Raw genomic sequence first — 26788 nt, 5'->3', positions numbered from 1 at the left:
GTCAGCGGGTGATGCCGCGAGTCGACGCCTGGATCGAGTCACGAAACACCGCGACTTCCGGGAACGACGCTGCCGGCTCGGCCAGTTCGGTCAGGGCCTGCTCAACCGTCAGCCCTTGACGGTAAACCGTCTTGTAGGCGCGGCGCAGGGCTTGGATCGCGTCGTCGCTGAAGCCGCGACGGCGCATCCCTTCAAAATTCATGCTGCGGGCTTCGGCAGGGTTGCCGAACACCGTGACGAATGCAGGGACATCCTTGCCGATGGCGGTGCCCATGCCGGAAAAGCTGTGGGCGCCGATATGGCAATATTGGTGCACCAGGGTGAAACCGGACAGGATCGCCCAGTCGTCCACATGCACATGCCCGGCCAAAGCGGTGTTGTTGACCAGGATGCAGTGGTTGCCGATCACGCTGTCGTGGCCGATATGGGCATAGGCCATCACCAGGTTGTGATCCCCCAGCGTGGTCTCGGCCCGATCCTGCACGGTGCCGCGGTGAATGGTCACGCCTTCACGGATGATGTTGTGGTCACCGATTACCAGGCGCGTTTCTTCACCCTTGTACTTCATGTCCGGCGTGTCTTCCCCTACCGAGGAAAACTGGTAGATACGATTGTGTTTGCCAATGCGGGTCGGACCCTTAAGGATCACGTGCGGCCCGATGACAGTCCCCTCGCCGATTTCCACACCTGCGCCGACGATCGACCAAGGGCCGACCTCAACGTCGGCGGCCAGTACGGCCGACGGATCGATGATTGCGCGAGGGTCAATCAAACTCATAGTTTGCGTTCCGCGCAGATGATCTCGGCAGAGCACACCGGCTTGCCATCCACCGAAGCCTGGCATTCGAACTTCCAGATCTGGCGCTTGCAGCTGATGAACTTGGCTTCCAGGATCAACTGGTCACCCGGGGTGACCGGATTGCGAAAACGCAACTTGTCGGAGCCCACGAAATAGTAAAGCGTGCCGTCGGCAGGCTTGAGGTCGAGCATTTTGAAACCAAGGATACCGGCAGCCTGGGCCATTGCTTCGATGATCAACACGCCCGGCATGATGGGATGCGCAGGAAAGTGGCCATTGAAAAACGGTTCGTTGATGCTGACATTCTTGTAGGCACGAATGCGCTTTTCCTCAACATTGAGGTCCACTACACGATCCACCAGCAGGAACGGGTAACGGTGAGGCAGGTATTCGCGAATCTCGTTGATGTCCATCATTTCGGGGGGAAGCCTGTAATAAAGATTGGGGGCGGGCGGACTAAAAGCACGCCCCGCTAGCAAATCAAGGAGGCAGTCTAGCGGCTGTGCACACTTGATATGGAAATGGTATCAGCCTTCTGATGAAGCATTACCGCCAGGGGTCACGTCTGCAACACGCTTTTCCAGCTGTTTGAGACGTCGCGCCATGTCGTCGAGCTGCCTCAGACGTGCTGCGCTCTTGCGCCATTCAGCCGCTGGCTGCATGGCGGTACCGGATGAATAAGCCCCTGGCTCGGTAATCGAGTGAGTGACCATGGTCATGCCGGTGATGAAGACGTTGTCGCAAATATCGATATGCCCCACCAGCCCCACGCCACCGGCGAGCATGCAATGCTTGCCGATTTTGGTGCTGCCGGAAATCCCCACGCAGGCAGCCATGGCGGTGTGATCGCCAATCTGCACGTTGTGGGCAATCTGAATCTGGTTGTCGAGCTTCACGCCGTTGCCAATCACGGTATCGGCCAGGGCCCCGCGATCGACAGCGGTGTTGACACCGATCTCTACGTCATCGCCGATCAACACGCCGCCCACCTGGGCGATCTTGTGCCAGACACCCTTGGCGTTGGCAAAGCCGAAGCCCTCACCGCCAATTACCGCGCCCGACTGAATGACCACCCGCTGCCCAATACGCACATCGTGGTAAAGGGTAACGCGAGGAGCCAACCAGCCATCGGCACCGATTACGCAACGCGCGCCGATAAAACAATGCGCGCCGACGGTGACGCCAGCGCCAATACGGGCGCCACTCTCGATCACGGCAAAGGCGCCAATGCTGGCCGCAGGGTCGACCTGGGCATCCTCGGCGATCACCGCTGACGGGTGAATACCGCCAGCCGCCTTAGGCTTGGGATCGAACAGGTGCGATGCTTTCGCGTAGCACAGGTAGGGGTCGTCCACTACCAGCGCATCCCCGATAAACCCTTCGGCGTCCGCGGCCTTCAGCAACACGGCTGCGGCTTGGCAATCGACCAGGTATTTACGGTATTGAGGATTTGCGAGGAAGCTCAACTGAGCTGGGCCAGCCTCCTGCAAGGTGGCTAGCCCAGTAATGTCTCTCTCCGGGGAACCACGCAAGGTGGCCCCCAGGAACTCGGCCAACTCGCCGAGCTTGATGGTCGCGGTCATGGTTTACTTCAGCTGATTCATGCGCTCGATCACCTGGCGGGTGATGTCGTATTGAGGCTTGACGTCAATCACGGCGCCACGCTCGAACACCAGGTCAAAGGCACCCTTCTTGATGACTTCTTCCACAGCGCTGTCGAGTTTCGGCTTGAGCTGCTTGAGCATTTCGCGGTCAGCAACTGCTTTGGCTTCGTTCAGTTCCTTGGATTGGAACTGGTAGTCACGGGCCTTTTGCTTGAATTCAAGCTCCAGACGCTCGCGCTCGCCTTGCTGCATCTTGTCACCACCGGCGACCAGACGGTCCTGGATGCCTTTGGCACTGCTTTCCAGAGTTTTGAGCTTGGTCAGTTGCGGACCGAATTTCTTTTCTGCATCCACGGCGTACTTCTTGGCCGCGTCAGATTCCAGCAGGGCCATCTGATAGTTCAGCACGGCGATTTTCATTTCGGCGAAGGCCGGGGTGGTTACCAGCACAGTGGCCAGCAGGACCAATTGAGTCAACTTACGCACGATGTACTCCTACAGAATCCGTTGTCGTTATCTTAGGTCAGACGCTTAGAACGTCTGGCCAAGGGAGAATTGGAAAATCTGGGTTTCAGCGTTATCCGGTTTCTTGATCGGCATGGCCAGAGCAAAGCTCAACGGGCCCAACGCAGTCACCCAGGTCACACCCACACCGACGGAGCTGGCCATATTGCTCAGGCTCACATCGTTGCACTGGGTGTTGGACTTCAAGCCACTTGGGTTTTTGATCTGCTCGCACTTGGAGTCGAACACGTTACCCACGTCCCAGAAGACCGAGGTGCGCAGGGAACGCTGGTCCTTGACGAACGGCAGCGGGAACAGAATCTCCGCACCACCCTGGATCAGCACGTTACCACCGAACGGAAGCGGGTCGTTGTCCGAGTCAGGCTGCGTGCCCTGGTTACCAGTAAACGCTTGACCACGACTCGGCGTACCACGAGGACCCAAGGTGCTGTCCTTGAAGCCACGTACCGAGTTGAAACCGCCCGCATAGTAGTTCTCATAGAACGGCAAGCCATTGGTCGAACCATAGCCGTCGCCATAGCCCAGCTCGGTGTGCAGGCGCATGGTGTAGTTATCGCTCAACGGCTGGAACAACTGGCCACGGTAGTCGAGCTTGAAGAACGACAGGTCGCTGCCCGGCGTAGTGACTTCCGCAGTCAGGCTCTGGGAATGGCCACGGGTCGCGAGTACGCCTTTGTTCAGGGTCGACTCGGACCAGCCGGCAGACGCCTTGAAGTTCAGGAACTTGTCGCCTTCACGACGGGTGAAGTCGAAAATTTCATCCACGGTGTACACACCGGTCTTGATCTCATCCTGCTGCGCGGTCAGGCCGAAGGTCAGGCGCGAGGTCTCACTGATCGGATAACCCACGTTGACGCCGGCACCGAGGCTGTCGATCGCATAGCTTGCAACGTCGACGTCGAGGTCTTTGTAGTCGGTGGTGCGGTAGAAGGCGTTGTAGCCCAGGCTCACACCATCTGCAGTCCAGTAGGGGTCGGTGTAGCCGAAGTTGTATCGGCTCTGGTATTCGCTTCGGGTCAGGCCGATGGATACACGGTTACCGGTACCGAGGAAGTTGTTCTGGGTGATGGAACCACCCAGGATCAAACCCGCGCTCTGTGCAAAACCGACGCTGGCGGTGATCGAACCCGAGGCTTGCTCTTCAACGGCGTAGTTCACGTCGACCTGGTCATCCACACCCGGTACGGCCGGAGTTTCGACGTTGACTTCCTTGAAGAAGCCCAGGCGCTCAAGACGGGTCTTGGATTGGTCGATCAGGTAAGTCGACGCCCAACCGCCTTCCATCTGGCGCATTTCACGACGCAGCACTTCGTCCGAGGACTTGGTGTTGCCACGGAAGTTGATGCGGTTGACGTAGGCACGCTTGCCCGGATCGACGACGAAGGTGATGTCCACGGTGTGGTCTTCATCGTTCGGGGTCGGCACGCCGTTGACGTTGGCGAAGGTATAGCCTTCGTTACCCAGGCGACGGGTAATCAGCTCCGAGGTGGTGGTCATCAGCTTGCGCGAGAACACCTGGTCTTTCTGGACCAGCAACAGGGACTTGACCTGGTCTTCAGGCACCTTCAAGTCACCGCTGAGCTTGACGTCACGAACCTTGTACTTCTCGCCTTCGTTAACGTTGACGGTAATGTAGACGTGCTTCTTGTCCGGGGTGATGGACACCTGGGTCGAAGCGATGTCCATGTTGATGTAGCCACGGTCCAGATAGTAGGAGCGCAGGCGTTCCAGGTCACCGGACAGTTTTTCACGGGCGTACTTGTCATCGTTCTTGAAGAACGACAACCAGTTGGTGGTCTTGAGTTCGAACAGGTCGATCAGGTCTTCATCCGCGAACTTGGTGTTGCCCACCACGTTGATGTGCTGGATGGCCGCCACGGTGCCTTCGTTGATATTGACCTTCAGGCCTACCCGGTTACGCGGCTGCGGGATGACTTCCGTCTCCACGCTTGCCGAGTAGCGGCCCTGGGCAACGTACTGGCGTTGCAGCTCGTTACGCACACCTTCAAGGGTGGCGCGCTGGAAGATTTCACCCTCGGCCAGGCCCGACTGCTTCAACCCCTTCATCAGGTCTTCAGTGGAGATGGCCTTGTTACCTTCGATCGTGATGCTCGCGACGGAAGGCCGCTCGACGACGGTGATGACCAGGACGTTGCCTTCGCGACCCAGTTGGATATCTTGAAAGAACCCGGTTTTGAACAGCGCACGAGTGGATTCCACCAGGCGACGGTCATCAGCCTGTTCCCCGACGTTCAACGGCAAGGCACCAAAGACGCTACCCGCGGAAACCCGCTGGAGGCCGTTGACGCGAATATCGGAGATGGTGAAGGACTCGGCGTGAACTTCGGCGATCATCAATACGGTGAGAACCGCAGTTAGCAGCAGACGTTTCATGAAGTCCTTTCTTATTCCAACTGGCAATAAACAAACTGCCGCAAAATGCGGCAGATTCGCAATTCAGCGAAGCGTTACAGTCGTCCCAGATCGTTGACCAGAGCTAACAACATCACTCCGACCACCAAACTGATACCGATCTGTATCCCCCAACCCTGCACCCGATCCGACAAGGGGCGACCACGCACCCACTCGACCAGATAAAACAGCAGATGCCCCCCATCCAATACTGGAATGGGCAGCAAATTCAGAACTCCAAGGCTGATACTCAGATAAGCCAGGAAATTCAAGAAATCCGCGACACCCGACTGGGCAGAAGCGCCCGCCACTTTAGCAATGGTTATCGGTCCACTCAAGTTTTTTACCGAGAGCTCGCCGAACAACATTTTCTTCAGGGATTCGAGGGTCAGCACGCTCATGGTCCAAGTGCGTTTAGCACCCTCGCCAATCGCTGCCAACGGCCCGAAGCTGATCTCTCGCACCATCGATGGCGGCCACTCGACACCTTTGACCCCGGCACCCAGGTAACCCCCGGCAGCCTTGGCCTCACCACGCACCGACAAAGTTACAGGGACGTCGATTTGAGCACCTTCGCGCTCAACTTTCAGCACAATTTTCGTATCAGGGCGTACACGTACCAGGTCGACCACTTGCTGCCAATCGCCCAGCGCCTGGCCGTCAAGGGCCAACAGCCGGTCGCCGGTTTTCAGGCCTGCGGCCTGGGCCGGGCCTTTAGGGTCCAGCTCGGCGAGTACCGGCGGCAACGCCGGACGCCACGGACGGATGCCCAGGGACTTGATCGGATCCGGCTCGTCAGCGCCTTGAAGCCAATGGTCCAAGGCCAGCTCACGCGGGCTTTCGGCACTGGAATCCGGCTCACGCACCACCACATTGACAGTGCCGCTCTCACCCAGTCGCCGCACCAACTGCAAATTGACCGCGCCCCAACCCGTGGTGGGCTCGCCATCAATCGAAACAATTTCCTGCCCTGCCAGCAGCCCGGCCTTGGCCGCCATACTGCCCGTCTCGACCGCACCGATGACCGGACGCACTTGCTGGCTGCCCAGCATGGCAAGGACCCAGAAGAACACCATTGCCAACAGGAAATTGGCAATCGGGCCGGCAGCGACGATGGCGATGCGCTGACGAACGGTCTTGCGGTTGAAGGATTGATCCAACTGGTCCGCAGGCACTTCGCCTTCGCGCTCATCGAGCATCTTCACATAGCCACCCAGCGGGATGGCTGCAATCACGAACTCGGTACCCTGACGATCATGCCAGCGGACCAGCGGCATGCCGAAACCGACGGAAAAGCGCAATACCTTGACGCCGCAACGACGCGCCACCCAGAAGTGGCCGAATTCGTGGAAGGTAACCAGCACACCCAGAGCAACCAGGGTGCCGACAATCATGTAGAGCGCACTCATCTAATTTCTCCGCATTTCAATCCAATGCCTGAAGGCGCTTACCCGCCTACAGCCTGACGCGCGTTGCGGCCCAGCCATTGCTCGGCCAGGGCCCGAGCCTTTGTATCGGCCTCGAACACGGCCCCCAGGTCATCCACAGCCACAACCGGCTCAGAATCCAGAACGTCCTCGATGATACTCGCGATCTGCGGAAAGCGGATGCGCCGTTCGAGAAACGCCGCCACGGCCACTTCATTGGCTGCATTGAGCATGGCTGGCGCACTGTTGCCCGCCTCAGCTGCTTGCCGGGCCAGACGCAGGCACGGGAAGCGCTGTTCGTCCGGCGCCTGGAAATCCAGGCGCGCGATGGCAAATAGGTCCAATGGCGCCACACCGGAATCAATCCGCTCCGGCCAAGCCAAGGCATTGGCGATCGGCGTGCGCATATCCGGGTTGCCCAATTGCGCCAGTACCGAGCCGTCCACGTAATCCACCAGGGAATGAATCACACTTTGCGGGTGAATCACCACCTCCACCTGATCAGGCCGCGCATCGAACAACCAGCACGCTTCGATCAGCTCCAGCCCTTTGTTCATCATGCTCGCCGAATCCACGGAGATTTTGCGCCCCATGGACCAGTTCGGGTGCGCGCACGCCTGGTCGGGCGACACATGCTCCAGATCATCCACCGGAGTCTGCCGGAAGGGACCACCGGACGCCGTCAGCAAAATCCGGCGCACGCCGACCTGGCCCAGGCCGCGGGCAAAATCAGCGGGCATGCACTGGAAGATCGCGTTGTGCTCGCTGTCCAGGGGTAACAGGACCGCCCCGCTCCTGCGCACGGCCTGCATAAAGAGCGCGCCGGACATGACCAGCGCTTCTTTATTGGCCAGCAGGATTTTCTTGCCCGCATCGACGGCAGCCAGTGTCGGGCGCAAACCCGCTGCGCCGACAATAGCTGCCACGACCGTATCCACTTCGGCGTCCGCAGACACCTGGCACAGCCCCTCCTCGCCCACCAGCACCTGGGTGGCAAGGCCGGCGGCCCGCAGATCATCCTGCAGGCTTCGCGCGGCAGCGACCTGCGGCACCACGGCAAAGCGCGGCGAATGACGCACGCATAACGCCAGCAGTTCATTCATGCGCGTAAAGCCGGTCAGGGCGAACACCTGGTAACGATCAGGGTGACGGGCGATGACATCCAGGCTGCTCAGCCCGACCGAGCCCGTCGCTCCAAGCACGGTGACCTGCTGCAGGCGGCTCACGAAGCGATCATCCACAGCAACACGGCAAAGATCGGCAACGCGGCGGTGAGGCTGTCGATACGGTCCAGCACACCACCGTGACCTGGCAGCAGGTTGCTGCTGTCCTTGATCCCGGCCTGGCGCTTGAACATGCTCTCGGTGAGGTCGCCCACCACCGAAATGAATACCACGACGGCCGTCCCCAACAAGGCCAGGAAAATCTCTTTCACCGACCAGTCGCGCCACCCACCGACCGCCAGCGCAATCAGCAGCGTCAAGGCCAGCCCGCCGTATACGCCTTCCCAGCTCTTGCCTGGGCTGACGGCCGGCGCCAGCTTACGCTTGCCGAAGGCACGGCCTGAGAAGTAGGCACCAATGTCAGCGCCCCAGACCAGCACCATGACCGCAAGGATCAATTCGTTGCCATTCGGGAAACGCTTGATTTCCACCAAGCCTTGCCAGGCCGGCAGCAGGATCAGCAAGCCAATCACCAACTTGCAGGCCACACTGGACCATTGACCGCTGGTGCGTGGATAGGTCAGCACCAGGAACGTCGCCAATGCCCACCACAGTACCGACGCCCCCAGCACCCAGGGCGCGATATCGGGCAGGATGTACATCAGGAACAGCAACAGCGCGACGATCGCGGCGTACGCCACGCGTGGCAACTGGTCGCTCAAGCCCGCCAGACGCGCCCATTCCCATGCGCCGAGGGTTACCACCAGGCCGATGAACAGTGCAAAGCCGGAACCCTCGAGCAGGAAAAAACCACACAAGGCAATCGGCAGCAGGATCAGTGCTGTGATGATTCGTTGTTTAAGCATTTAAACCCGGGCTCCAGCTTCGATCTGCTCGCTCGTTTTACCGAAGCGACGCTGACGGGAAGCGAAATCGGCCAGCGCATTGCGCATGGCATCGTGTTTGAAGTCCGGCCAGAACAGGTCGGAGAAATACAACTCGGTATAGGCTAGCTGCCACAGCAGGAAATTGCTGATGCGGTGCTCACCACCGGTACGGATGCACAAGTCCGGCAACGGCAGGTCGCCGGTCACCAGGCAGGTTTGCAGCAATTCGGGCGTGATGTCGTCTGGCCGCAAATGACCGGCCTGCACTTCGCGGGCCAGTCGCTGCGCAGCCTGGGCGATATCCCATTGGCCGCCGTAGTTGGCCGCGATTTGCAGCACGAAACGGTTGCTGCCGGCCGTGATAGCCTCGGCTTCACGCATGGCTGCCTGCAGCTCCGGATGGAACCGGGAACGGTCACCAATGATGCGCAGGCTGATGCCGTTGTCATTGAGGCGCTTGGCTTCGCGCCGCAGCGCCTTGAAGAACAGGTCCATCAAGGCACTCACTTCTTCGGCGGGCCGCTGCCAGTTCTCGCTGGAAAAGGCAAACAGCGTCAGCACTTCGACCTTGGCCTCGGCGCACACTTCGATGACAGCGCGCACCGCATCGACACCCGCTTTATGCCCGGCAACACCGGGCATAAAGCGTTTTTTCGCCCAGCGATTATTCCCATCCATGATGATCGCGACATGGCGCGGCACCACAGAGGGCACAGTCTGCTTGGTCTTTTCCATGAAGGCGTCCTGACCCCTTATACGGCCATCAGGTCCTTTTCTTTTTCTTCGGTGGCCTTGGTGATCTGGGCCTCCGCATCCTTGGTCAGCTTATCGATATCGGCAACGGCACGGCGCTCTTCGTCTTCGCTGATTTCCTTGTCCTTGACCAGCTTCTTCAGGTCACCCAAGGCATCGCGACGGATGTTACGCACGGCAACCCGTGCATCTTCCGCCGCGCTGCGCGCCTGCTTGGTGAAGCCCTTGCGGGTCTCCTCGGTCAGGGCAGGCATGGAAATCAACAACAACTCGCCCAGGTTGGTCGGGTTGAGGTTCAAGCCGGCACTCTGGATAGCTTTGTCGACCGCCGCGAGCATGTTGCGCTCGAAGGCCACGACCTGCAGGGTGCGCGAGTCTTTTACGGTGATGTTGGCCACCTGAGTAATGGAGGTGTCCGAGCCGTAGTAGGGCACCATCACGCTGCCCAGGATGCTCGGGTGCGCCTTGCCGGTACGAATCTGGCCGAATGCGTGGCTCAGAGACTCCAGGGATTTCTGCATACGCGCTTGGGCGTCTTTCTTGATTTCGTTGATCATTGTTGGCCTTCCTCGATCAGAGTCCCTTCTGCGCCGCCGTGTACGATATTCAGCAGGGCGCCGGGCTTGTTCATGTTAAATACGCGCAGCGGCATCTTGTGGTCGCGGCACAGGCAGATAGCCGTCAGGTCCATCACACCCAGCTTGCGATCCAGCACTTCATCGTAGGTCAGATGATCGAACTTCTCGGCATGCGGGTCTTTGAATGGATCTGCAGTGTATACGCCATCCACCTTGGTCGCCTTCAACACCACGTCTGCGTCGATTTCGATAGCACGCAGGCATGCGGCCGAATCGGTGGTGAAGAACGGGTTACCGGTGCCCGCGGCAAAGATCACCACTTCCTTGGCGTTCAGGTGGCGCATGGCTTTGCGGCGATCGTAGTGATCGGTCACACCGACCATGGAAATAGCCGACATCACGATGGCCGAGATATTGGCACGCTCCAGGGCGTCACGCATGGCCAGGGCGTTCATCACAGTGGCCAGCATGCCCATGTGGTCGCCAGTGACCCGATCCATCCCGGCAGCACTCAGTGCCGCGCCGCGGAACAGGTTGCCACCACCGATCACCAGGCCCACCTGAACACCGATACCGACCAGTTGGCCGACTTCGAGCGCCATGCGGTCAAGTACCTTGGGGTCGATCCCGAACTCTTCCGAGCCCATCAGGGCCTCGCCGCTGAGCTTGAGTAGAATGCGTTTATAGCGAGCCTGATAACCACTGCCCTGCTGAGCCATTGCGAATCTCTCCTGCGGCGTTTTTTTTAAAAAATTCTTGGCGAGCCGTTTACGGCTTGCGTTCACTCTAGCTGGACGCCATCACAGCGCCATCGGAACACGGCTTTGTAAGCCAGTTCCGAGGGGAAGCCAAATAAATTCGCTTTCCCATTTGAAAAGAGGCTGCGCGCGTGAGCGGGCAGCCTCTTTCGGGCGACAGTTGAAAACTGTCTTATTGCTTGGCGGCAGCCAGCTGGGCAGCAACTTCTTCGGCGAAGTTGTCGACCGGCTTCTCGATACCGTCGCCTACTTTGAAGTAGGTGAAGGAAACGATTTCAGCACCGGCTTTCTTGGCCAGTTCGCCAACCTTGATTTCAGGGTTCTTGACGAACGCCTGCTCAACCAGGCTTGCTTCAGCCAGGAACTTGCTGATACGGCCTTTGACCATGTTCTCAACAATATTTTCTGGCTTGCCTTTGATTTTTTCTTCGTTCAGCTGCAGGAACACAGCTTTTTCACGCTCGATCGCTTCGGCAGAAACTTCCGAAGGCAACAGGAACTCAGGGTTGCTGGCCGCTACGTGCATAGCGATGTCTTTGGCCAGTTCAACGTTGCCGCCTTTCAGGACAACTGCAACACCGATCTTGTTGCCGTGCAGGTAACCACCTACCACGTCACCTTCAACGCGCACCAGGCGACGGATGTTGACGTTTTCGCCAACCTTGCCGACCAGTACCAGGCGATCAGCTTCTTGAGCTTCGATCAGCGGAGCGGCGTCAGTCAGTTTGTCGGCGAACGCTTTTTCAACGCTGGCGGCAACAAATGCCTTGAAGTCGTCCTGCAGAGCCAGGAAGTCAGTCTGCGAGTTCACTTCCAGCAGTACCGCGGACTTGCCGTCTTCTTTCAATGCGATGGCGCCTTCAGCAGCCACGTTGCCTGCTTTCTTGGCGGCCTTGATGGCGCCGGAAGCACGCATGTCGTCAATGGCTTTTTCGATGTCGCCGTCGGCCTTTTCCAGGGCCTTCTTGCAATCCATCATGCCTTCGCCGGTACGCTCACGCAGTTCTTTAACCAACGCTGCAGTAATTGCTGCCATTTTCAAATTCCTCTTGGATAGGTTTTCAACCATTCCACCCGATCGAACGGGGGATCAATTCTTCCCGAATATCCGTTGTAGGCTGCTGCACGTTACAGAGCAACGATGCGCCGCCACAAGTGGGCGCCAACAAATGGTTTTCGAGGTGGCAAAAAGGGGGCCAAGCCCCCTTTTTGCTTACTGAGTCAACGCCAGGGCGTCAATTACTCAGCTGCGGCTACCGGAGCTTCTTCAACGAACTGCTCGGTACCACCAGCAACGTGGTTGCGACCACGGATTACAGCGTCAGCCATCGAACCCATGTACAGCTGGATAGCGCGGATTGCGTCATCGTTGCCTGGGATGATGTAGTCAACGCCATCCGGGCTGCTGTTGGTATCGACTACGCCGATAACAGGGATGCCCAGCTTGTTGGCTTCGGTGATCGCGATGCGCTCGTGATCAACGTCGATAACGAACAGTGCGTCAGGCAGACCGCCCATGTCCTTGATACCACCCAGGGAACGATCGAGCTTTTCCAGGTCGCGAGTGCGCATCAGCGCCTCTTTCTTGGTCAGCTTGGCGAAAGTACCGTCTTCGGCTTGCACTTCAAGGTCACGCAGACGCTTGATGGAAGCACGGATGGTTTTGAAGTTGGTCAGCATGCCGCCCAACCAGCGGTGATCGACGTACGGCGAACCGCAACGTGCTGCTTCTTCAGCAACGATCTTGCCAGCGGAACGCTTGGTGCCGACGAACAGGATCTTGTTTTTGCCCTGGGCCAGGCGCTCTACGAAAGTCAAAGCTTCGTTGAACATTGGCAGGGTTTTTTCAAGGTTGATAATGTGGATCTTGTTACGCGCGCCGAAAATGTACTTACCCATTTTCGGGTTCCAGTAACGGGTCTGGTGACCGAAGTGCACACCGGCCTTCAGCATATCGCGCATGTTGACTTGGGACATGATAGTTCCTTAATAAGTCGGGTTTGGCCTCCACGTATCCCAATGACCAACCAGCGGCTTCAAGGCCTCCGGCACCCAGGTCATCGTGTCGACACGTGTGTGGATTTAAGCTCTGCAGGGCATCCCCGGAAAGCGGCGCATTTTATACCACAGCAAGGGCGAAAACGGAACCCGCAATCACATTTGCCGCAAGCTTCCTTGCGCCAACCCTTTGAATGGCGCCGATATACCCCCACTCTATAGAGAGAAGCGATCGTTAGGGGCTCATGGTTTGTCGCCCGCGTCTGTTAGAATCGCGTTTTTTTGTGGCCTGTGCGAAGTGTCGCACGCCCGTAAACCGTATTGATTTCAGCGCGTCGCGCTAGAGAGAGCCTGTATGACCGTTAGTTTGAAAACCGCCGAAGACATCGCCGGCATGCGCATCGCCGGCAAACTGGCCGCCGACGTGCTGGAAATGATCGCCGAACACGTCAAGCCCGGCGTCACCACCGAAGAACTGAACCAGATCTGCCATGACTATATCGTCAATGTGCAAAAGGCCATCCCGGCCCCACTGAACTACAAAGGCTTTCCCAAGTCGATCTGCACCTCGGTCAACCACGTGGTGTGCCACGGGATCCCGGGTGACAAGCCGTTGAAGGACGGCGACACCCTGAACATCGACGTCACCGTGATCAAGGACCGCTACTTCGGCGACACCAGTCGCATGTTCCACGTCGGCAACGTGCCGGTCTGGGCCGAGCGCCTGTCCCAGGTGACCCAGGAATGCATGTACAAGGCTATCGAGATCGTCAAGCCAGGCTGCCGCCTGGGCGATATCGGTGAAGTGATCCAGAAGCACGCCGAAAAGAACGGCTTTTCGGTGGTACGCGAGTTCTGCGGCCACGGCATCGGCACCGTATTCCATGAAGAGCCGCAGATCCTGCATTACGGCCGCGCCGGCACCGGCATGGAACTCAAGGCCGGCATGACCTTCACCATCGAGCCGATGATCAACCAGGGCAAGGCCGACACCAAGGTGCTGGGCGACGGCTGGACCGCCATCACCAAGGACCGCAAACTCTCGGCCCAGTGGGAGCACACCCTGCTGGTCACCGAAACCGGCTACGAGATTTTCACCCTGCGCGCCGACGACACGATCCCGCGCACGTCGGATGCTGCTTCGGCTTAGGGATTACTCAGGTTTTCCCCCCACTGTTTTGTGAATGACTGATAGATAGAAAGGAAAGCCGATCGATGCCCCAGGTGGATCCCGAACTCTTCGACCGTGGCCAGTTCCAGGCCGAACTGGCGCTGAAGGCAAGCCCTATCGCCGCGTTCAAGAAGGCGATCCGCCAGGCCCGCGAGGTGCTCGATGAGCGCTTTCGCAGCGGCCGCGACATACGCCGGCTGATCGAGGACCGCGCCTGGTTCGTCGACAATATCCTGCAAAAAGCCTGGGAACAGTTCAGTTGGAGCAGCGAGGCGGATATCGCCCTGGTGGCGGTCGGCGGCTACGGTCGTGGTGAGTTGCACCCCTACTCCGACATCGACCTGCTGATTCTGCTGGACAGCGCCGACCATGAGATTTTTCGCGATTCCATAGAGCGGTTTCTGACGCTGCTGTGGGACATCGGCCTGGAAGTCGGCCAGAGCGTACGCTCGGTGGACGAATGCGCCGAAGAGGCCCGTGCCGACCTGACCGTCATCACCAACCTGATGGAAAGCCGCACCATCGCCGGCCCCGAGCGCCTGCGCCAACGCATGCTCGAAGTCACCAACACCGCACACATGTGGCCGAGCAAGGATTTTTTCCTGGCCAAGCGTGCCGAGCAAAAGGCGCGGCACCACAAATACAACGACACCGAATACAACCTGGAACCCAACGTCAAAGGCTCGCCGGGCGGGCTGCGGGATATCCAGACGATTTTGTGGGTGGCCCGTCGCCAATACGGCACCCTGAACCTGCGCGCCCTGGCCGGCGAGGGCTTTCTGGTGGAGAGCGAAAACGCGCTGCTGGCCTCGTCCCAGGAGTTCCTGTGGAAAGTGCGCTACGCCCTGCACATGCTTGCCGGGCGCTCGGAAGACCGCCTGCTGTTCGACCACCAGCGCTCCATCGCGACCCTGCTGGGTTTTGAAGGCGAGGACGCGAAGACCAGCATCGAAAGCTTTATGCAGCAGTATTACCGCGTGGTGATGAGCATTGCCCAGCTCAGCGACCTGATCATCCAGCACTTCGAAGAAGTGATCCTGGCCCCCGAAGACGAAGCGCCGCCGCAACCGATCAATTCGCGCTTCCAGCTGCACGACGGTTACATCGAGGCGCGCAACGACAACGTATTCCACCGCACGCCGTTCGCCATGCTGGAAATCTTCGTGCTGATGGCCCAGCAGCCGGAAATCAAAGGCGTGCGCGCCGATACCATTCGCCTGCTGCGGGAAAACCGTCATCTGATCGACGATGAGTTTCGTCATGACATCCGCAACACCAGCCTGTTTATCGAACTGTTCAAGTGCAAGATCGGCATCCACCGCAACCTGCGGCGGATGAACCGCTACGGCATCCTCGGGCGCTACCTGCCGGAGTTCGGCTTTATCGTCGGACAGATGCAGCACGACCTGTTCCACATCTATACCGTGGACGCCCACACCCTGAACCTGATCAAGCACTTGCGTAAGTTGCAGTACACCCAGGTGTCAGAGAAATTCCCACTGGCCAGCAAACTCATGGCCAAGCTGCCCAAGCCGGAATTGATTTACCTGGCCGGCCTGTACCACGACATCGGCAAGGGCCGGCATGGCGATCACTCGGAGATCGGCGCGGTCGATGCCGAAGCGTTCTGCCAACGCCACCAATTGCCGTTGTGGGACAGCCGCCTGATCGTCTGGCTGGTGCAGAACCACCTGGTGATGTCGACCACCGCCCAGCGCAAGGACTTGTCCGACCCGCAAGTGATCCACGACTTCGCGCAGATCGTCGGCGATGAAACCCGCCTCGACTACCTCTACGTGCTGACCGTCTCCGACATCAACGCCACCAACCCGACGTTATGGAACTCCTGGCGCGCCAGCCTGTTGCGCCAGCTGTACACCGAGACCAAGCGCGCCCTGCGCCGCGGCCTGGAAAACCCGGTAGACCGCGAAGAGCAGATCCGCCGCACCCAAAGCGCGGCCCTGGATATCCTGGTGCGCGGCGGCAACGACCCGGACGATGTCGAACAACTGTGGTCGCAACTGGGTGACGATTATTTCCTGCGCCACACTGCCGGCGACGTCGCCTGGCACACCGACGCCATCCTTCAACAGCCGGCCGATGGTGGCCCGCTGGTCCTGATCAAGGAAACCACCCAGCGCGAATTCGAAGGCGGTACGCAGATCTTCATCTATGCGCCGGACCAACATGACTTCTTCGCCGTGACCGTGGCAGCCATGGACCAGCTCAACCTGAACATTCATGACGCCCGGGTGATCACCTCCAGCAGCCAGTTCACCCTCGACACCTATATTGTGCTCGACACCGAAGGCGACTCGATTGGCGACAATCCGGTGCGTGTGAAGAAGATCCGCGAAGGTCTGACCGAAGCCCTGCGCAACCCGGATGATTACCCGACCATCATCCAGCGCCGGGTACCGCGCCAGCTCAAGCACTTTGCCTTTGCGCCGCAGGTGACCATCTCCAACGACGCCCAGCGCCCGGTAACCGTGCTGGAGCTGAGCGCGCCGGATCGCCCGGGCCTGCTGGCACGCATCGGCGGGATTTTCCTGGAGTTCGACCTGTCGCTGCAGAACGCCAAGATTGCGACCCTCGGCGAGCGCGTGGAAGACGTGTTCTTCATCACCGACGCCGATAACCAACCGCTGTCCGACCCTGAGCTGTGCCGCCGTTTGCAGGATGCGATCGTGGAGCAATTGAGCGTGACCCAGGAACCTGGCGTCGCGCTGACGCGCCTGACCCTATGAACACCGGCGTATGTGGGAGGGGGCTTGCTCCCGATAGCAGTGGATCAGATAAAGATCAGCTGACTGACACAACGCAATCGGGAGCAAGCCCCCTCCCACATTGAATTTTCGCCGGCAACCAGACCGCGTGCCAACAACTGAATTGACGAGACTTGCGATGAACAACGCCCTGAACCAGCTGCAGCCTTACCCATTCGAGAAACTGCGCGCCCTGCTCGGCAGTGTCACCCCCAACCCGGACAAACGCCCGATTGCCCTGTCGATTGGCGAGCCCAAGCACACATCACCGAGTTTCGTGGCCGAGGCGCTGAGCAATAACCTGGACCAGATGGCGGTGTACCCGACCACACTGGGCATCCCCGCATTGCGCGAGGCCATTGGCGCCTGGTGCGAGCGCCGCTTCAACGTACCTGCAGGCTGGCTGGACCCGGCGCGCAATATCCTGCCGGTCAACGGCACACGCGAGGCGCTGTTCGCCTTTACCCAGACCGTGGTCAATCGCGGTGACGACGCGCTGGTGGTGAGCCCGAACCCGTTCTACCAGATCTACGAAGGCGCGGCGTTCCTCGCCGGTGCCAAGCCGCATTACCTGGCGTGCCTGGACACCAATGGGTTCAACCCGGACTTCGATGCCGTGTCGCCAGACGTTTGGAAACGTTGCCAGATCCTGTTCCTGTGCTCTCCGGGCAACCCGACCGGCGCGCTGATTCCGGTGGACACCCTGAAAAAACTGATCGCCCTGGCCGATGAACACGACTTCGTGATCGCCGCCGACGAGTGCTACAGCGAGCTGTACTTCGATGAGCAAACCCCGCCGCCAGGCCTGCTGAGCGCCTGTGTCGAACTAGGTCGCCAGGACTTCAAGCGTTGCGTGGTGTTCCACAGCCTGTCCAAGCGTTCCAACCTGCCGGGCCTGCGTTCGGGCTTTGTCGCTGGCGATGCTGAGATTCTCAAGGCTTTCCTGCTGTATCGCACCTATCACGGCTGCGCAATGCCGGTGCAAACCCAACTGGCCAGCATCGCCGCCTGGCAGGACGAAGCGCACGTACAGGCCAACCGTGACCTGTATCGCGAGAAGTTCGACGCAGTGCTGGCGATCCTCAAACCGGTGCTGGATGTGCAAAGCCCGGACGGCGGCTTTTATTTGTGGCCGAACGTGAACGGGGACGATGCTGCTTTCTGCCGTGATTTGTTCGTGGAGGAACATGTGACGGTGGTACCGGGCTCTTACCTGTCCCGCGAAGTGGATGGCTTCAACCCAGGCGCCGGGCGTGTACGCCTGGCATTGGTTGCACCGCTGGCCGAATGTGTCGAAGCGGCTGGGCGGATTCGCGATTTCATCCAGCGCCGCGGTTGAGACACAAGCCGCTCCCAACGGGGCGGCCTCCAGCGTTGTTTCTTGCAACCATTGCGAGGGAACAGAAACACGCAAACCTTACACCTAAGTTCATATAAACACTTAGGTGAACCCCATGACGCTCACGATCTCGCCCACTTCGCCTTCTGCTCATTGCGTCACCGCGCCGCTCAATAGAAGTAAGCGCGGCGTCGCCATGCCCGACAAGCTCTGGCCTCAGCATTCGGTGCTGACTATCTCCCTGCTGAACATGACCCCAGAACAAAAAGCGTTGGTAAAGCACAACATCAACGCATGGGCCCCCCATACCAATCTCTACTTCAAGTTCACCGACAGCCCCAATGGCGATATCCGCATCACTGCGGATGCTGACACGAGAGCGGGATGGTCAAACGTGGGCACCGACGCAAAGAAGGTGCCTTTATCCGAACCGACCATGGGCATTAACTTCACAGTATCGCCAAGCAGCGTCGCCGCAACGATCCAGCATGAATTCGGCCACGCCCTCGGCCTCAAACATGAGCATCAGCACCCCGATCGGACATTGGACCTGAACAGGCAGAACATCTATGACGAATATGCATCGAGAGGAGAACCCTCCTATAAGGCCAAGAACGATATCCTCCGCCCCTTCTCGCGCAAAGAGGTAAAGACTTCAAACTATGATGACAAATCCATCATGCACTATGGGATTCGCGCCTCACACCTGAATAGCGGAAATCCCATCCCGCGCAACTTCAAACTGTCTGAAGGCGATAAAAGCTTTGTGCAGTCACTGTACCCTGAAGATAAAACACTGCTCGGCAAACTGCTCGGTACCGGCATCCGCGCAATGATCAATGCCCAAACTACTTGACGCTGCCCAAGTTCGCTTCACTCATATCCAGATCCGCCAGAACTTCGCGCAATACATCATCGCCAATTTGATGTTGGCGACTCAAACGATACAACTCCAGCCGCTGCGCACGCAGCCCCTTGAGCCGCAGCTTGCGTTCCAGTTGATCCATCTGCAGCGCCAGGGCCTGGGCTTCGGCGGAATCGTTGAATACCTCAAGCTGGTGGCGATATTCCGACATCAATCGCGCCTTGAGCTCAGTGGCCAATGCCGCTTGAGCCGCATCCGACACTGCGGTTTCATCAGACTCTTCAGCCTCCAGCGCATGGATCGCTGCCACGGCGGTTTTTTTCCAGGCCTCACGAACCTCCCGGTGACGCTTTTCATCGGGGCTCTTTTCGATCCCGCGAAGCAGCAACGGCAGCGCGATACAGGCGGCGACCAGCGACAACAGAATGACGCCGGCCGCGATAAAGATCAGCAGGTCGCGCTCCGGAAAAGCCTGGCCCGGCGCCAGCAGCAATGGCACCGACATCACGCCCGCCAGTGTCACCGCACCGCGTACGCCGCCCACCGTCAGCAGCCAACAGGATCGCGCCGTGGGTACCAGGGTCAGCTCGCTTTTCCCACGCACACGACGCAGCAAGCCTGACAGCCGCCAAATGCTCTGAACCCAGATAAAGCGCAACACCACCAGCACCACGAAGATCGCAATCACGTCCAGGCAGCGATACATCAAGGTCGGCCACAACGTCGGCTCATGACTCACCACTGCTTTGATGATGTCCGGCAGTTGCAGGCCCAACAGCAGAAAGATCAGGCCGTTGAAGGCAAACTCCAGCAGCGACCAGACACTGCGATTGAGCAGGCGTGTACTGGTTTGACGCGGCAGCAGGTCCAGCCAGCTCTGCATCATGCCCGCCGCCACGGCCGACAAAATGCCCGACGCGCCCAAGCGTTCCGCCAGTACGTAGGCCGCGAACGGCAGCAGCAACATGAACACAACGTGGGTGGCCGGGTCATCCCAACCCCGTGCAATCATCCAGGCGCGCAGGCGACCGACCAGCCAGCTCAACGCCACACCGACCGCCAGCCCACCCACTGCGACCAAGACAAAGGTCAGGCTGGCATCGGCCAGGGAAAACACCCCGGTCAACGCGGCCGCCAGGGCAAACTTGAAGGTCACCAGGCCCGACGCATCATTCATCAAGGCCTCACCCTGGAGCATGTGCATCAAGGGCGTGGGCAGGCGATTCTGGGCAATCGCCGACACCGCCACGGCATCCGTCGGCGACAACACGGCCGCCAGGGCAAAGGCTACCGGCAACGGAATCGTCGGCAGAATCCAGTGAATGAAGTACCCCGCGCCGACCACCGTAAACAGCACCAGCCCCACGGCCAAGGTCAGGATCGGCCCGCGCAGGCGCCACAGCTCACGCTTGGGCATGCGCCAGCCATCGGAAAACAGCAGCGGCGGCAAGAACAGAAACAGGAACAGCTCCGGGTCCAGCGCCACATGCAGCCCCAGCGTGGGCCAGGCCAGCAAGGCCCCGGCGGCAATCTGTACCAGCGGCAGCGGCAGGGGAATGATGCGCCCGACCAGACGCGACACGCTGACCAGCATCAGCAGGATAAGAACGGTGTAGGCGGTTTGCATAACGCGGTTTTCCCAGACAATCGACTTGCAACGACACATGAGGCAACAACTGGCCGTTGAAGTGCCATATTACCCGGCTATGGTAACCGGCTATGCGGCGCACTGCCCTTTGCACAAACGTCGCACAGCGTTGACGAACGGCGCCGAAACGCGCTGGGCGTGGCATACTCAGCAATGCCTTGCTTAAAATAATGACTCCCACCATTCCGCCACACTTTAGCGCGGTGAAATCATCAGGAATGCCGATGCTGAAGCGCATTACCGCGAAGGAAATCATAAGGCAGAGCCATCAGGGCGTCTCTGTCCAGCCATTTCTGGTCAGGGCTGACGATGACCAAACCTATTTTGTAAAAGGGCTTTCCAGGGCGCTCGGCAATGGCCTGGTTTCGGAGGCATTGAGTGCCGAATTGGGCAAACACCTCGGTTTGCCCATTCCTCCGTGGAGAATAATGGACATTCCACAGCGCTTGATCGACTTTAGCGTGATGGACGGTGTAAGCGACCTAAGTGGTGGACCGGCATTCGCATCATTGCAGGTTGAAAATGCATCCGACTTCATGTGGGCCAACCTCAAGTCTCTACCCGCTGATTTGAAGAAAACGGTTCTACTTTTCGACTGGTGGATACTCAACGGCGATCGTGGCCTTGGAGAAATGGGTGGCAACGTCAACCTTATTCTTGATCCGAAAGGTGAGCTGGTCGTAATCGATCATAACGTAGCTTTTGATCCGCACCTCAGCTTGGATGAGTTCAGGAGGTACCATGTATTCAGAGACCAATTGGGCTCATTTGATGGGAATCTGCTCGCTCGTCTGGATTACCTTCCATTGCTTGACGCTGCCCTTGCAGACTGGGGTAGGATCATCTCCCTTCTACCGGATGAGTGGCTTTGTCGCGACCACGATTGCGATGACGAGTACGAACCAACCCTTCAGCAAAGGCTACAAATACTGGAAAGGTTCAAGGACGAGCAATTCTGGGGGCAATTATGAAATATATTTGTAACTACTCAATTCTTAGGTTCCTGCCTTACCCGGAAACCGGTGAGTTCGTGAACATCGGTATTGTGCTGCTCGCAAATACGGGCGAATTCAAATTCAAAGTCGCTGCAAAACGCCAACGTGTCACGCGTTTCTTCGAGACTCTTGAGCATAAGGTCTATCTCCGCGCCAAAGGTGAAGTCGAGGACGAGTTCAACCGTCTCGTGGGATTCTTCGCGAACCATAAAACTGAGACGACGTTACTGACGAGTACGTTCAAACACCTCATCCATCCACGGGAAACGATGATGCGTTTCAGCCAGCCTGGATCCATGGCGACCGATAATATCGGACAAGCGCTGGACGAATTGTTTGAGCATTATGTAAATCACAGCTTTGCCAGTAAGGAATATCAAGAGAAGGTCCTAGAGCGTCAGCTAGGCACTCTTTTGGCCTCGTCGAATCTCAAGCAACTTTATAAAGAGCAACGATTGGGTACAAATGACTACGATGTGAGATTCCCATTCGTCATGCTTGACGATCAAATTGCTGAGCAGGCAATCAAACCGATTTTCTTTGGTCAGTCTGAACCAGGAAAAATCCTTGAACATGGTGACGCATGGCTGTCGAAAGTTATGCGTCTGAACAAAGCCAATAAATTAGCCAAGGACACCTTATTCATTGCTGAGCCTCCGGCCCAGGGTAAACCAAAGCTATTTAAGGCTTACGAGGAAGTCACACTTGCACTTGCTGAGTTCGACGGTGTGAGGGTCATCAACGCACACATGACAAACTCGCAAAAGCTCCAAGAAATAAAACGCGGCGTCCCGGAGATGTCTCACTAAAAAATCGGCCATGGCCGGTTTTTTCCATCCGTGCCACAAGCCCAGTCACGCCTGCATGCACACAGTTTACGGTCGTTCCATCGTCACGACCGATCCGTAACAGTCAGTCGCGGCGCCAGGCGAATTGACGTGGCATAATCCGCGATCTTTCATTTTTCATTCGTCCAAAGGGGGCAATTCCTTGACCGCTTCAAGCAAAACCTTGCACCTTTTCGGCATCAAAGCCTGCGACACCATGAAAAAGGCGCGCACCTGGCTTGATGAGCACGCTGTGAGCTATGAGTTCCATGATTACAAAACGGCCGGTATCGACCGCGAACACTTGACCCAATGGTGCGACGAGCACGGTTGGCAGGTGGTTTTGAACCGTGCGGGCACCACCTTTCGCAAACTCGAAGACGAACGCAAAGCCGATCTCGATCAGTCGAAAGCCATTGAATTGATGCTCGCGCAACCCTCGATGATCAAGCGCCCGGTGCTCGATCTCGGTGACAGAACCCTGATTGGCTTCAAGCCAGATAGTTATTCGGCGGCCCTCAAGTAGGCCAGCCTTCCATTTTTGTAGAGGTAACAGCATGTCCAATTCCCTGTTCAGCCTGGGCTTCGGCGTCGGCACTCAGAACCGCCAAGGTGCTTGGCTGGAAGTGTTTTACGCACAGCCCTTGCTCAACCCGTCGGCTGACATCGTCGCGGCCATCGCGCCGATCCTTGGCTACACCGAAGGCAACCAGGCGATTACCTTCACCGTCACCCAGGCCCTGCAACTGGCCGATGCGCTCAAAGGCGTCGACGCCACCCAGGCCGCCCTGTTGAGCCGCCTGGCTGAAAGCCATACGCCGCTGGTTGCGACCTTGCTGGCCGAAGACGCCGCTCTGACCTCCACGCCTGAGGCCTACCTCAAGCTGCACCTGCTGTCCCACCGCCTGGTCAAGCCCCACGGCCTGAACCTGGCCGGCGTGTTCCCGCAACTGCCGAACGTGGCCTGGACCAGCCAGGGCGCCATCGACATCGCCGAACTGGCCGAACGCCAGTTGGAAGCACGCCTGCGCGGCGAGCTGCTGGAAGTGTTCTCGGTGGACAAATTCCCGAAAATGACCGACTACGTCGTACCGAGCGGTGTGCGTATCGCTGATGCCGCCCGCCTGCGCCTGGGCGCCTACGTGGGCGAAGGCACCACCGTCATGCACGAAGGTTTCGTCAACTTCAACGCCGGCACCGAAGGCCCGGGCATGATCGAAGGCCGCGTATCGGCTGGCGTGTTCGTCGGCAAGGGTTCCGACCTGGGCGGCGGCTGCTCGACCATGGGTACCCTGTCGGGCGGCGGCAACATCGTGATCAAGGTCGGCGAAGGCTGCCTGATCGGCGCCAATGCCGGTATCGGTATCCCGCTGGGCGACCGCAACACCGTGGAGTCCGGCCTGTACGTGACCGCCGGGACCAAAGTTGCCTTGCTGGACGAGAAGAACCAACTGGTCAAAGTGGTCAAGGCGCGTGAGCTGGCCGGCCAACCGGACCTGCTGTTCCGCCGCAACTCCGAGACCGGTGCCGTGGAGTGCAAAACCCACAAATCGGCCATCGAACTGAACGAAGCGCTGCACGCTCACAACTAAGCAGCCACTCGATGCCCCAGCGGGCCGCACCTTCGGGTGCGGCTCGCTTATACGAGTCTTGAACCCCATGCTTGTGCCCTCCCCCTGGCGTGCCGACTTTCCAGCCATCGCCACCCTGCAACGGCAAGACCAGACCTACCTGGACAACGCCGCCACCACGCAAAAGCCCCAAGCCCTGCTGGATGCAATCAGCCATTACTACGCCAATGGCGCAGCCAATGTGCACCGTGCCCAGCATTTGCCGGGTGCCCATGCGACCCAGGCGTTTGAAGACAGCCGCAGCAAGGTTGCGCAGTGGTTGAATGCGGGCGACAGCGGGCAGGTGGTGTTTACCCACGGCGCGACCTCTGCGCTGAACCTCCTGGCTTATGGCCTCGAGCACTTATTCGATGCGGGCGATGAGATTGCCATCAGCGCCCTGGAACACCACGCCAACCTGCTGCCCTGGCAGCAACTGGCCAGACGTCGCGCACTGACGCTGGTGATACTGCCCCTGGACGCTGACGGCGTGATCGACCTTGACGCCGCCGCCCGACTGATCGGCCCGCGCACGCGGCTGTTGGCGGTCAGCCAGTTATCCAACGTACTCGGCACCTGGCAGCCGCTCGACGCCTTGCTCGGGCTGGCCCGCAGCCACGGCGCGCTGACGGTGATCGACGGTGCCCAAGGCATTGTCCATGGCCGCCACGACGTGCAGGCTCTGGGCTGCGACTTCTATGTATTTTCCAGTCACAAACTGTACGGCCCAGACGGGGTCGGCGTGCTCTACGGCCGCCACGAAGCCTTGCACCGCCTGCGCCACTGGCAGTTTGGCGGGGAAATGGTGCAACAGACGGACTACCACAGCGCCAGCTTCCGCCCTGCCCCCCTGGGTTTTGAGGCGGGAACGCCACCGATAGCCGGCGTGATCGGCCTGGGGGCGACCCTGGATTACCTGACTTCGCTGGATCCACAGGCGGTGGTCAGACATGAAGCGGCACTGCACGATTATTTGCTGCGCGGCTTAAAAGCGCGCAATGGCGTGCGCATACTCGGCGCGCCGCAGGTGGCGCTGGTCAGCTTTGTGGTCGAGGGCGTGCATAACGCCGACCTCGCGCACCTGCTGACCGAGCAGGGGGTCGCCGTGCGTGCCGGTCATCACTGTGCGATGCCGTTGCTCAAGATGCTGCAATTGTCGGGGGCGATTCGCGTGTCCCTCGCGCTGTACAACGACTCCGATGACCTGGAACGCTTCTTTGAAGCGCTGGACCAGGCGCTGGAGATGCTGCGATGAGCTTGCCGGTGGATGCGGTGGCTGCGCGGAAAGCCTTTCAGTCGGTCGGCAGTTGGGAACAACGCGCCCGAATGCTGATGCAATGGGGTGAGCGCCTGCCCGCCTTGGCGGATGAGGATAAGGTCGATGCCAACCTCGTACAGGGCTGTGAGAGCCTGGTGTGGTTGGTGGGGCATTTGCACAATGGCCACTGGCAGTTTGCCGCCAGCAGCGAAGCGCGGATGATTCGGGGGTTGGTGGCGTTGTTGCTGGCGCGGGTGAATGGGTTGTCGGCGGCTGAGTTGCAGGCGGTGGACTTGCCCGACTGGTTCAATCAACTCGGGCTTTCCCGCCAACTATCGCCGTCACGCAGCAATGGCCTCAATGCAGTCCTGCAGCGCATGCGTTCCCTGAGCCATACACAAAACTGAATGTGGGAGGGGGCAAGCCCCCTCCCACACTTTCAGGCAGGCTTGACCCGCTCCGACGGCCTGCGCACCCCGGCCACAATCTTGTCCACCGCCTTGGTCGCCGCCACCATGCCGAACGTAGCGGTCACCATCATTACCGCGCCAAACCCTCCCGCGCAGTCCAGCTTCACGCCGTCGCCGACAAAACTCTTCTGCAAACAGATACTGCCGTCCGGCTTGGGGTAGCGCAGCTGCTCGGTGGAAAACACGCAGGGCACGCTGTAATGGCGGGTCACCGTGCGTGAGAAACCATAGTCACGACGAAGGGTGGAGCGTACTTTCGAGGCCAGCGGGTCGTTGAAGGTGCGGTTCAGGTCGCACACCTGGATCAGCGTCGGGTCGATCTGCCCGCCGGCGCCACCGGTGGTGATGATCTGGATCTTGCGGCGTTTGCACCAGGCAATCAGCGCCGCCTTGGCGTTGACCGCATCGATGCAGTCGATCACGCAATCGATGTTCGGGGTGATGTACTCGGCCATGGTGTCGCGGGTAACGAAGTCCGCCACCGCATGCACGGTGCAATCCGGGTTGATACCGCGCAGGCGTTCGGCCATCACCTGGACCTTGGGTTTGCCCACGGTGCTGTCCAGCGCATGCAGCTGGCGGTTGCTGTTGCTGACGCAAACGTCATCCAGGTCAAACAGCGAAATCTCGCCCACCCCGCAACGGGCGATGGCTTCTGCCGCCCACGAGCCCACGCCGCCGACGCCGACGATCGCCACATGGGCCGCTTTCAAGCGTTCCAGCCCTTCAATGCCATACAAGCGGGCGACGCCTGCAAACCGCGGATCTTCTGTGCTCATGACCATTACCCTAAAAACCGGCGCGCATTATGGACTACGCCGCGACAAGTTCGAAGCTTCCAGCTACAAGTAAAGAACTTAGGTGAACATTCGCGGACTAACGTCCGGCTTTTCTCTGTCTGCTGTACGCTCAGGGAAAGGCCGGTGTAGGATGCGC

Annotated in this window: 25 protein-coding genes; 10 read left to right on the top strand and 15 right to left on the bottom strand. The window is 59.1% G+C overall.

The features are described 5' to 3' along the window. Position 1 precedes the first annotated feature (1 nt). From lpxA to rpsB, 13 genes are all read right to left on the bottom strand, one after another. Positions 2-778 (bottom strand): acyl-ACP--UDP-N-acetylglucosamine O-acyltransferase, encoded by a 777-nt coding sequence (gene lpxA / locus C4J84_RS06370; protein WP_124361615.1) that lies wholly within the window; start codon positions 776-778, stop codon positions 2-4. Continuing rightward, positions 775-1215: a 3-hydroxyacyl-ACP dehydratase FabZ gene (fabZ, locus tag C4J84_RS06365; RefSeq protein ID WP_003172281.1), complete on the bottom strand. Its 441-nt coding sequence runs from the start codon at positions 1213-1215 to the stop codon at positions 775-777. Before fabZ ends, lpxA begins: the two co-directional genes overlap by 4 nt. A 111-nt stretch (positions 1216-1326) precedes the next feature. Beyond that, entirely contained in the window at positions 1327-2382 is a 1056-nt protein-coding gene (gene lpxD / locus C4J84_RS06360) for a UDP-3-O-(3-hydroxymyristoyl)glucosamine N-acyltransferase (protein ID WP_124369884.1), read from the bottom strand. 3 nt (positions 2383-2385) lie between these two features. Continuing rightward, positions 2386-2889 carry an OmpH family outer membrane protein gene (locus C4J84_RS06355; protein WP_003172279.1) on the bottom strand — a complete coding sequence of 168 codons (504 nt, stop codon included), beginning with the start codon at positions 2887-2889 and terminating at the stop codon, positions 2386-2388. Positions 2890-2934: 45 nt separating this feature from the next. Further along, on the bottom strand, positions 2935-5322 hold the full coding sequence (bamA, locus tag C4J84_RS06350) for an outer membrane protein assembly factor BamA (RefSeq protein WP_124369883.1): 2388 nt from the start codon (positions 5320-5322) through the stop codon (positions 2935-2937). A 74-nt stretch (positions 5323-5396) separates the two neighbouring features. Beyond that, the gene (rseP, locus tag C4J84_RS06345; RefSeq protein WP_124369882.1) at positions 5397-6749 is read right to left on the bottom strand and encodes a sigma E protease regulator RseP; all 1353 of its coding nucleotides are present in this window, start codon (positions 6747-6749) and stop codon (positions 5397-5399) included. A 38-nt stretch (positions 6750-6787) separates the two neighbouring features. Then, on the bottom strand, positions 6788-7993 hold the full coding sequence (gene ispC / locus C4J84_RS06340) for a 1-deoxy-D-xylulose-5-phosphate reductoisomerase (RefSeq protein WP_124369881.1): 1206 nt from the start codon (positions 7991-7993) through the stop codon (positions 6788-6790). Next, positions 7990-8796, bottom strand: coding sequence for a phosphatidate cytidylyltransferase (locus C4J84_RS06335; protein ID WP_124369880.1), 807 nt, complete (start codon positions 8794-8796; stop codon positions 7990-7992). Before C4J84_RS06335 ends, ispC begins: the two co-directional genes overlap by 4 nt. After that, complete coding sequence (gene uppS, locus C4J84_RS06330) at positions 8797-9552, bottom strand: polyprenyl diphosphate synthase (protein WP_057723202.1); 756 nt, start codon at positions 9550-9552, stop codon at positions 8797-8799. Positions 9553-9569: 17 nt separating this feature from the next. Beyond that, positions 9570-10127, bottom strand: a complete 558-nt coding sequence (gene frr, locus C4J84_RS06325; protein WP_124369879.1) for a ribosome recycling factor — start codon at positions 10125-10127, stop codon at positions 9570-9572. Beyond that, the gene (pyrH, locus tag C4J84_RS06320) at positions 10124-10867 is read right to left on the bottom strand and encodes a UMP kinase (RefSeq protein WP_003172271.1); all 744 of its coding nucleotides are present in this window, start codon (positions 10865-10867) and stop codon (positions 10124-10126) included. The genes frr and pyrH overlap by 4 nt, the downstream gene beginning before the upstream one ends. A 211-nt stretch (positions 10868-11078) precedes the next feature. Then, the gene (tsf, locus tag C4J84_RS06315) at positions 11079-11942 is read right to left on the bottom strand and encodes a translation elongation factor Ts (RefSeq protein ID WP_124361608.1); all 864 of its coding nucleotides are present in this window, start codon (positions 11940-11942) and stop codon (positions 11079-11081) included. 203 nt (positions 11943-12145) lie between these two features. After that, on the bottom strand, positions 12146-12883 hold the full coding sequence (gene rpsB, locus C4J84_RS06310; RefSeq protein ID WP_048719953.1) for a 30S ribosomal protein S2: 738 nt from the start codon (positions 12881-12883) through the stop codon (positions 12146-12148). Positions 12884-13259: 376 nt separating this feature from the next. Between rpsB and map the strand changes: the two genes are divergently transcribed. The 4 genes from map (at position 13260) to C4J84_RS06290 (ending at position 19035) form a co-directional block, all read left to right on the top strand. Then, positions 13260-14054, top strand: a complete 795-nt coding sequence (gene map, locus C4J84_RS06305; RefSeq protein WP_124361607.1) for a type I methionyl aminopeptidase — start codon at positions 13260-13262, stop codon at positions 14052-14054. Between the two features lie 65 nt (positions 14055-14119). Beyond that, positions 14120-16822: a [protein-PII] uridylyltransferase gene (locus tag C4J84_RS06300; protein ID WP_124369878.1), complete on the top strand. Its 2703-nt coding sequence runs from the start codon at positions 14120-14122 to the stop codon at positions 16820-16822. Positions 16823-16979: 157 nt separating this feature from the next. Continuing rightward, positions 16980-18179, top strand: coding sequence for a succinyldiaminopimelate transaminase (dapC, locus tag C4J84_RS06295; RefSeq protein ID WP_124369877.1), 1200 nt, complete (start codon positions 16980-16982; stop codon positions 18177-18179). 115 nt (positions 18180-18294) lie between these two features. Beyond that, the gene (locus C4J84_RS06290; protein ID WP_124369876.1) at positions 18295-19035 is read left to right on the top strand and encodes a M12 family metallopeptidase; all 741 of its coding nucleotides are present in this window, start codon (positions 18295-18297) and stop codon (positions 19033-19035) included. Here the strand turns inward: C4J84_RS06290 and C4J84_RS06285 are convergent. Then, positions 19028-20671, bottom strand: a complete 1644-nt coding sequence (locus C4J84_RS06285) for a Na+/H+ antiporter (protein WP_124369875.1) — start codon at positions 20669-20671, stop codon at positions 19028-19030. The two genes, C4J84_RS06290 and C4J84_RS06285, sit on opposite strands and share 8 nt — an antisense overlap. Positions 20672-20916: 245 nt before the next feature. On the opposite strand from C4J84_RS06285, the gene C4J84_RS06280 reads away from it, so the two are divergent. The 6 genes from C4J84_RS06280 (at position 20917) to C4J84_RS06255 (ending at position 25789) form a co-directional block, all read left to right on the top strand. Further along, positions 20917-21663: a HipA family kinase gene (locus tag C4J84_RS06280; RefSeq protein WP_124369874.1), complete on the top strand. Its 747-nt coding sequence runs from the start codon at positions 20917-20919 to the stop codon at positions 21661-21663. Then, positions 21660-22496 (top strand): DUF3037 domain-containing protein, encoded by an 837-nt coding sequence (locus C4J84_RS06275; RefSeq protein WP_124369873.1) that lies wholly within the window; start codon positions 21660-21662, stop codon positions 22494-22496. Before C4J84_RS06280 ends, C4J84_RS06275 begins: the two co-directional genes overlap by 4 nt. 181 nt (positions 22497-22677) lie before the next feature. Next, positions 22678-23040 (top strand): ArsC family reductase, encoded by a 363-nt coding sequence (locus tag C4J84_RS06270; protein WP_099583364.1) that lies wholly within the window; start codon positions 22678-22680, stop codon positions 23038-23040. Between the two features lie 31 nt (positions 23041-23071). After that, the gene (dapD, locus tag C4J84_RS06265; RefSeq protein WP_124366109.1) at positions 23072-24106 is read left to right on the top strand and encodes a 2,3,4,5-tetrahydropyridine-2,6-dicarboxylate N-succinyltransferase; all 1035 of its coding nucleotides are present in this window, start codon (positions 23072-23074) and stop codon (positions 24104-24106) included. 67 nt (positions 24107-24173) lie between these two features. Next, on the top strand, positions 24174-25379 hold the full coding sequence (locus C4J84_RS06260) for an aminotransferase class V-fold PLP-dependent enzyme (RefSeq protein WP_124435067.1): 1206 nt from the start codon (positions 24174-24176) through the stop codon (positions 25377-25379). Beyond that, the gene (locus tag C4J84_RS06255) at positions 25376-25789 is read left to right on the top strand and encodes a SufE family protein (RefSeq protein WP_124435066.1); all 414 of its coding nucleotides are present in this window, start codon (positions 25376-25378) and stop codon (positions 25787-25789) included. The genes C4J84_RS06260 and C4J84_RS06255 overlap by 4 nt, the downstream gene beginning before the upstream one ends. 32 nt (positions 25790-25821) lie before the next feature. Here C4J84_RS06255 and tcdA read toward each other — a convergent pair whose 3' ends face one another. Continuing rightward, positions 25822-26631 carry a tRNA cyclic N6-threonylcarbamoyladenosine(37) synthase TcdA gene (gene tcdA, locus C4J84_RS06250; RefSeq protein ID WP_372237484.1) on the bottom strand — a complete coding sequence of 270 codons (810 nt, stop codon included), beginning with the start codon at positions 26629-26631 and terminating at the stop codon, positions 25822-25824. Positions 26632-26788 lie beyond the last annotated feature (157 nt).

This window comes from Pseudomonas sp. R11-23-07, from assembly GCF_003852295.1.
Lineage (GTDB): Bacteria > Pseudomonadota > Gammaproteobacteria > Pseudomonadales > Pseudomonadaceae > Aquipseudomonas.
The sequence above is the reverse complement of the archived record's forward strand: the minus strand, read 5'-3'. Positions and strand labels throughout refer to the sequence as shown.

Excerpts from the sequence above, each read along its gene's own strand:
- lpxA (WP_124361615.1), bottom strand. The coding sequence starts at position 778 with ATGAGTTTGATTGACCCTCGCGCAATCATCGATCCGTCGGCCGTACTG.
- fabZ (WP_003172281.1), bottom strand. The coding sequence starts at position 1,215 with ATGATGGACATCAACGAGATTCGCGAATACCTGCCTCACCGTTACCCG.
- lpxD (WP_124369884.1), bottom strand. The coding sequence starts at position 2,382 with ATGACCGCGACCATCAAGCTCGGCGAGTTGGCCGAGTTCCTGGGGGCC.
- bamA (WP_124369883.1), bottom strand. The coding sequence starts at position 5,322 with ATGAAACGTCTGCTGCTAACTGCGGTTCTCACCGTATTGATGATCGCC.
- rseP (WP_124369882.1), bottom strand. The coding sequence starts at position 6,749 with ATGAGTGCGCTCTACATGATTGTCGGCACCCTGGTTGCTCTGGGTGTG.
- C4J84_RS06335 (WP_124369880.1), bottom strand. The coding sequence starts at position 8,796 with ATGCTTAAACAACGAATCATCACAGCACTGATCCTGCTGCCGATTGCC.
- uppS (WP_057723202.1), bottom strand. The coding sequence starts at position 9,552 with ATGGAAAAGACCAAGCAGACTGTGCCCTCTGTGGTGCCGCGCCATGTC.
- frr (WP_124369879.1), bottom strand. The coding sequence starts at position 10,127 with ATGATCAACGAAATCAAGAAAGACGCCCAAGCGCGTATGCAGAAATCC.
- pyrH (WP_003172271.1), bottom strand. The coding sequence starts at position 10,867 with ATGGCTCAGCAGGGCAGTGGTTATCAGGCTCGCTATAAACGCATTCTA.
- tsf (WP_124361608.1), bottom strand. The coding sequence starts at position 11,942 with ATGGCAGCAATTACTGCAGCGTTGGTTAAAGAACTGCGTGAGCGTACC.
- rpsB (WP_048719953.1), bottom strand. The coding sequence starts at position 12,883 with ATGTCCCAAGTCAACATGCGCGATATGCTGAAGGCCGGTGTGCACTTC.
- map (WP_124361607.1), top strand. The coding sequence starts at position 13,260 with ATGACCGTTAGTTTGAAAACCGCCGAAGACATCGCCGGCATGCGCATC.
- C4J84_RS06300 (WP_124369878.1), top strand. The coding sequence starts at position 14,120 with ATGCCCCAGGTGGATCCCGAACTCTTCGACCGTGGCCAGTTCCAGGCC.
- dapC (WP_124369877.1), top strand. The coding sequence starts at position 16,980 with ATGAACAACGCCCTGAACCAGCTGCAGCCTTACCCATTCGAGAAACTG.
- C4J84_RS06290 (WP_124369876.1), top strand. The coding sequence starts at position 18,295 with ATGACGCTCACGATCTCGCCCACTTCGCCTTCTGCTCATTGCGTCACC.
- C4J84_RS06285 (WP_124369875.1), bottom strand. The coding sequence starts at position 20,671 with ATGCAAACCGCCTACACCGTTCTTATCCTGCTGATGCTGGTCAGCGTG.
- C4J84_RS06280 (WP_124369874.1), top strand. The coding sequence starts at position 20,917 with ATGCTGAAGCGCATTACCGCGAAGGAAATCATAAGGCAGAGCCATCAG.
- C4J84_RS06275 (WP_124369873.1), top strand. The coding sequence starts at position 21,660 with ATGAAATATATTTGTAACTACTCAATTCTTAGGTTCCTGCCTTACCCG.
- dapD (WP_124366109.1), top strand. The coding sequence starts at position 23,072 with ATGTCCAATTCCCTGTTCAGCCTGGGCTTCGGCGTCGGCACTCAGAAC.
- C4J84_RS06260 (WP_124435067.1), top strand. The coding sequence starts at position 24,174 with ATGCTTGTGCCCTCCCCCTGGCGTGCCGACTTTCCAGCCATCGCCACC.
- C4J84_RS06255 (WP_124435066.1), top strand. The coding sequence starts at position 25,376 with ATGAGCTTGCCGGTGGATGCGGTGGCTGCGCGGAAAGCCTTTCAGTCG.
- tcdA (WP_372237484.1), bottom strand. The coding sequence starts at position 26,631 with ATGAGCACAGAAGATCCGCGGTTTGCAGGCGTCGCCCGCTTGTATGGC.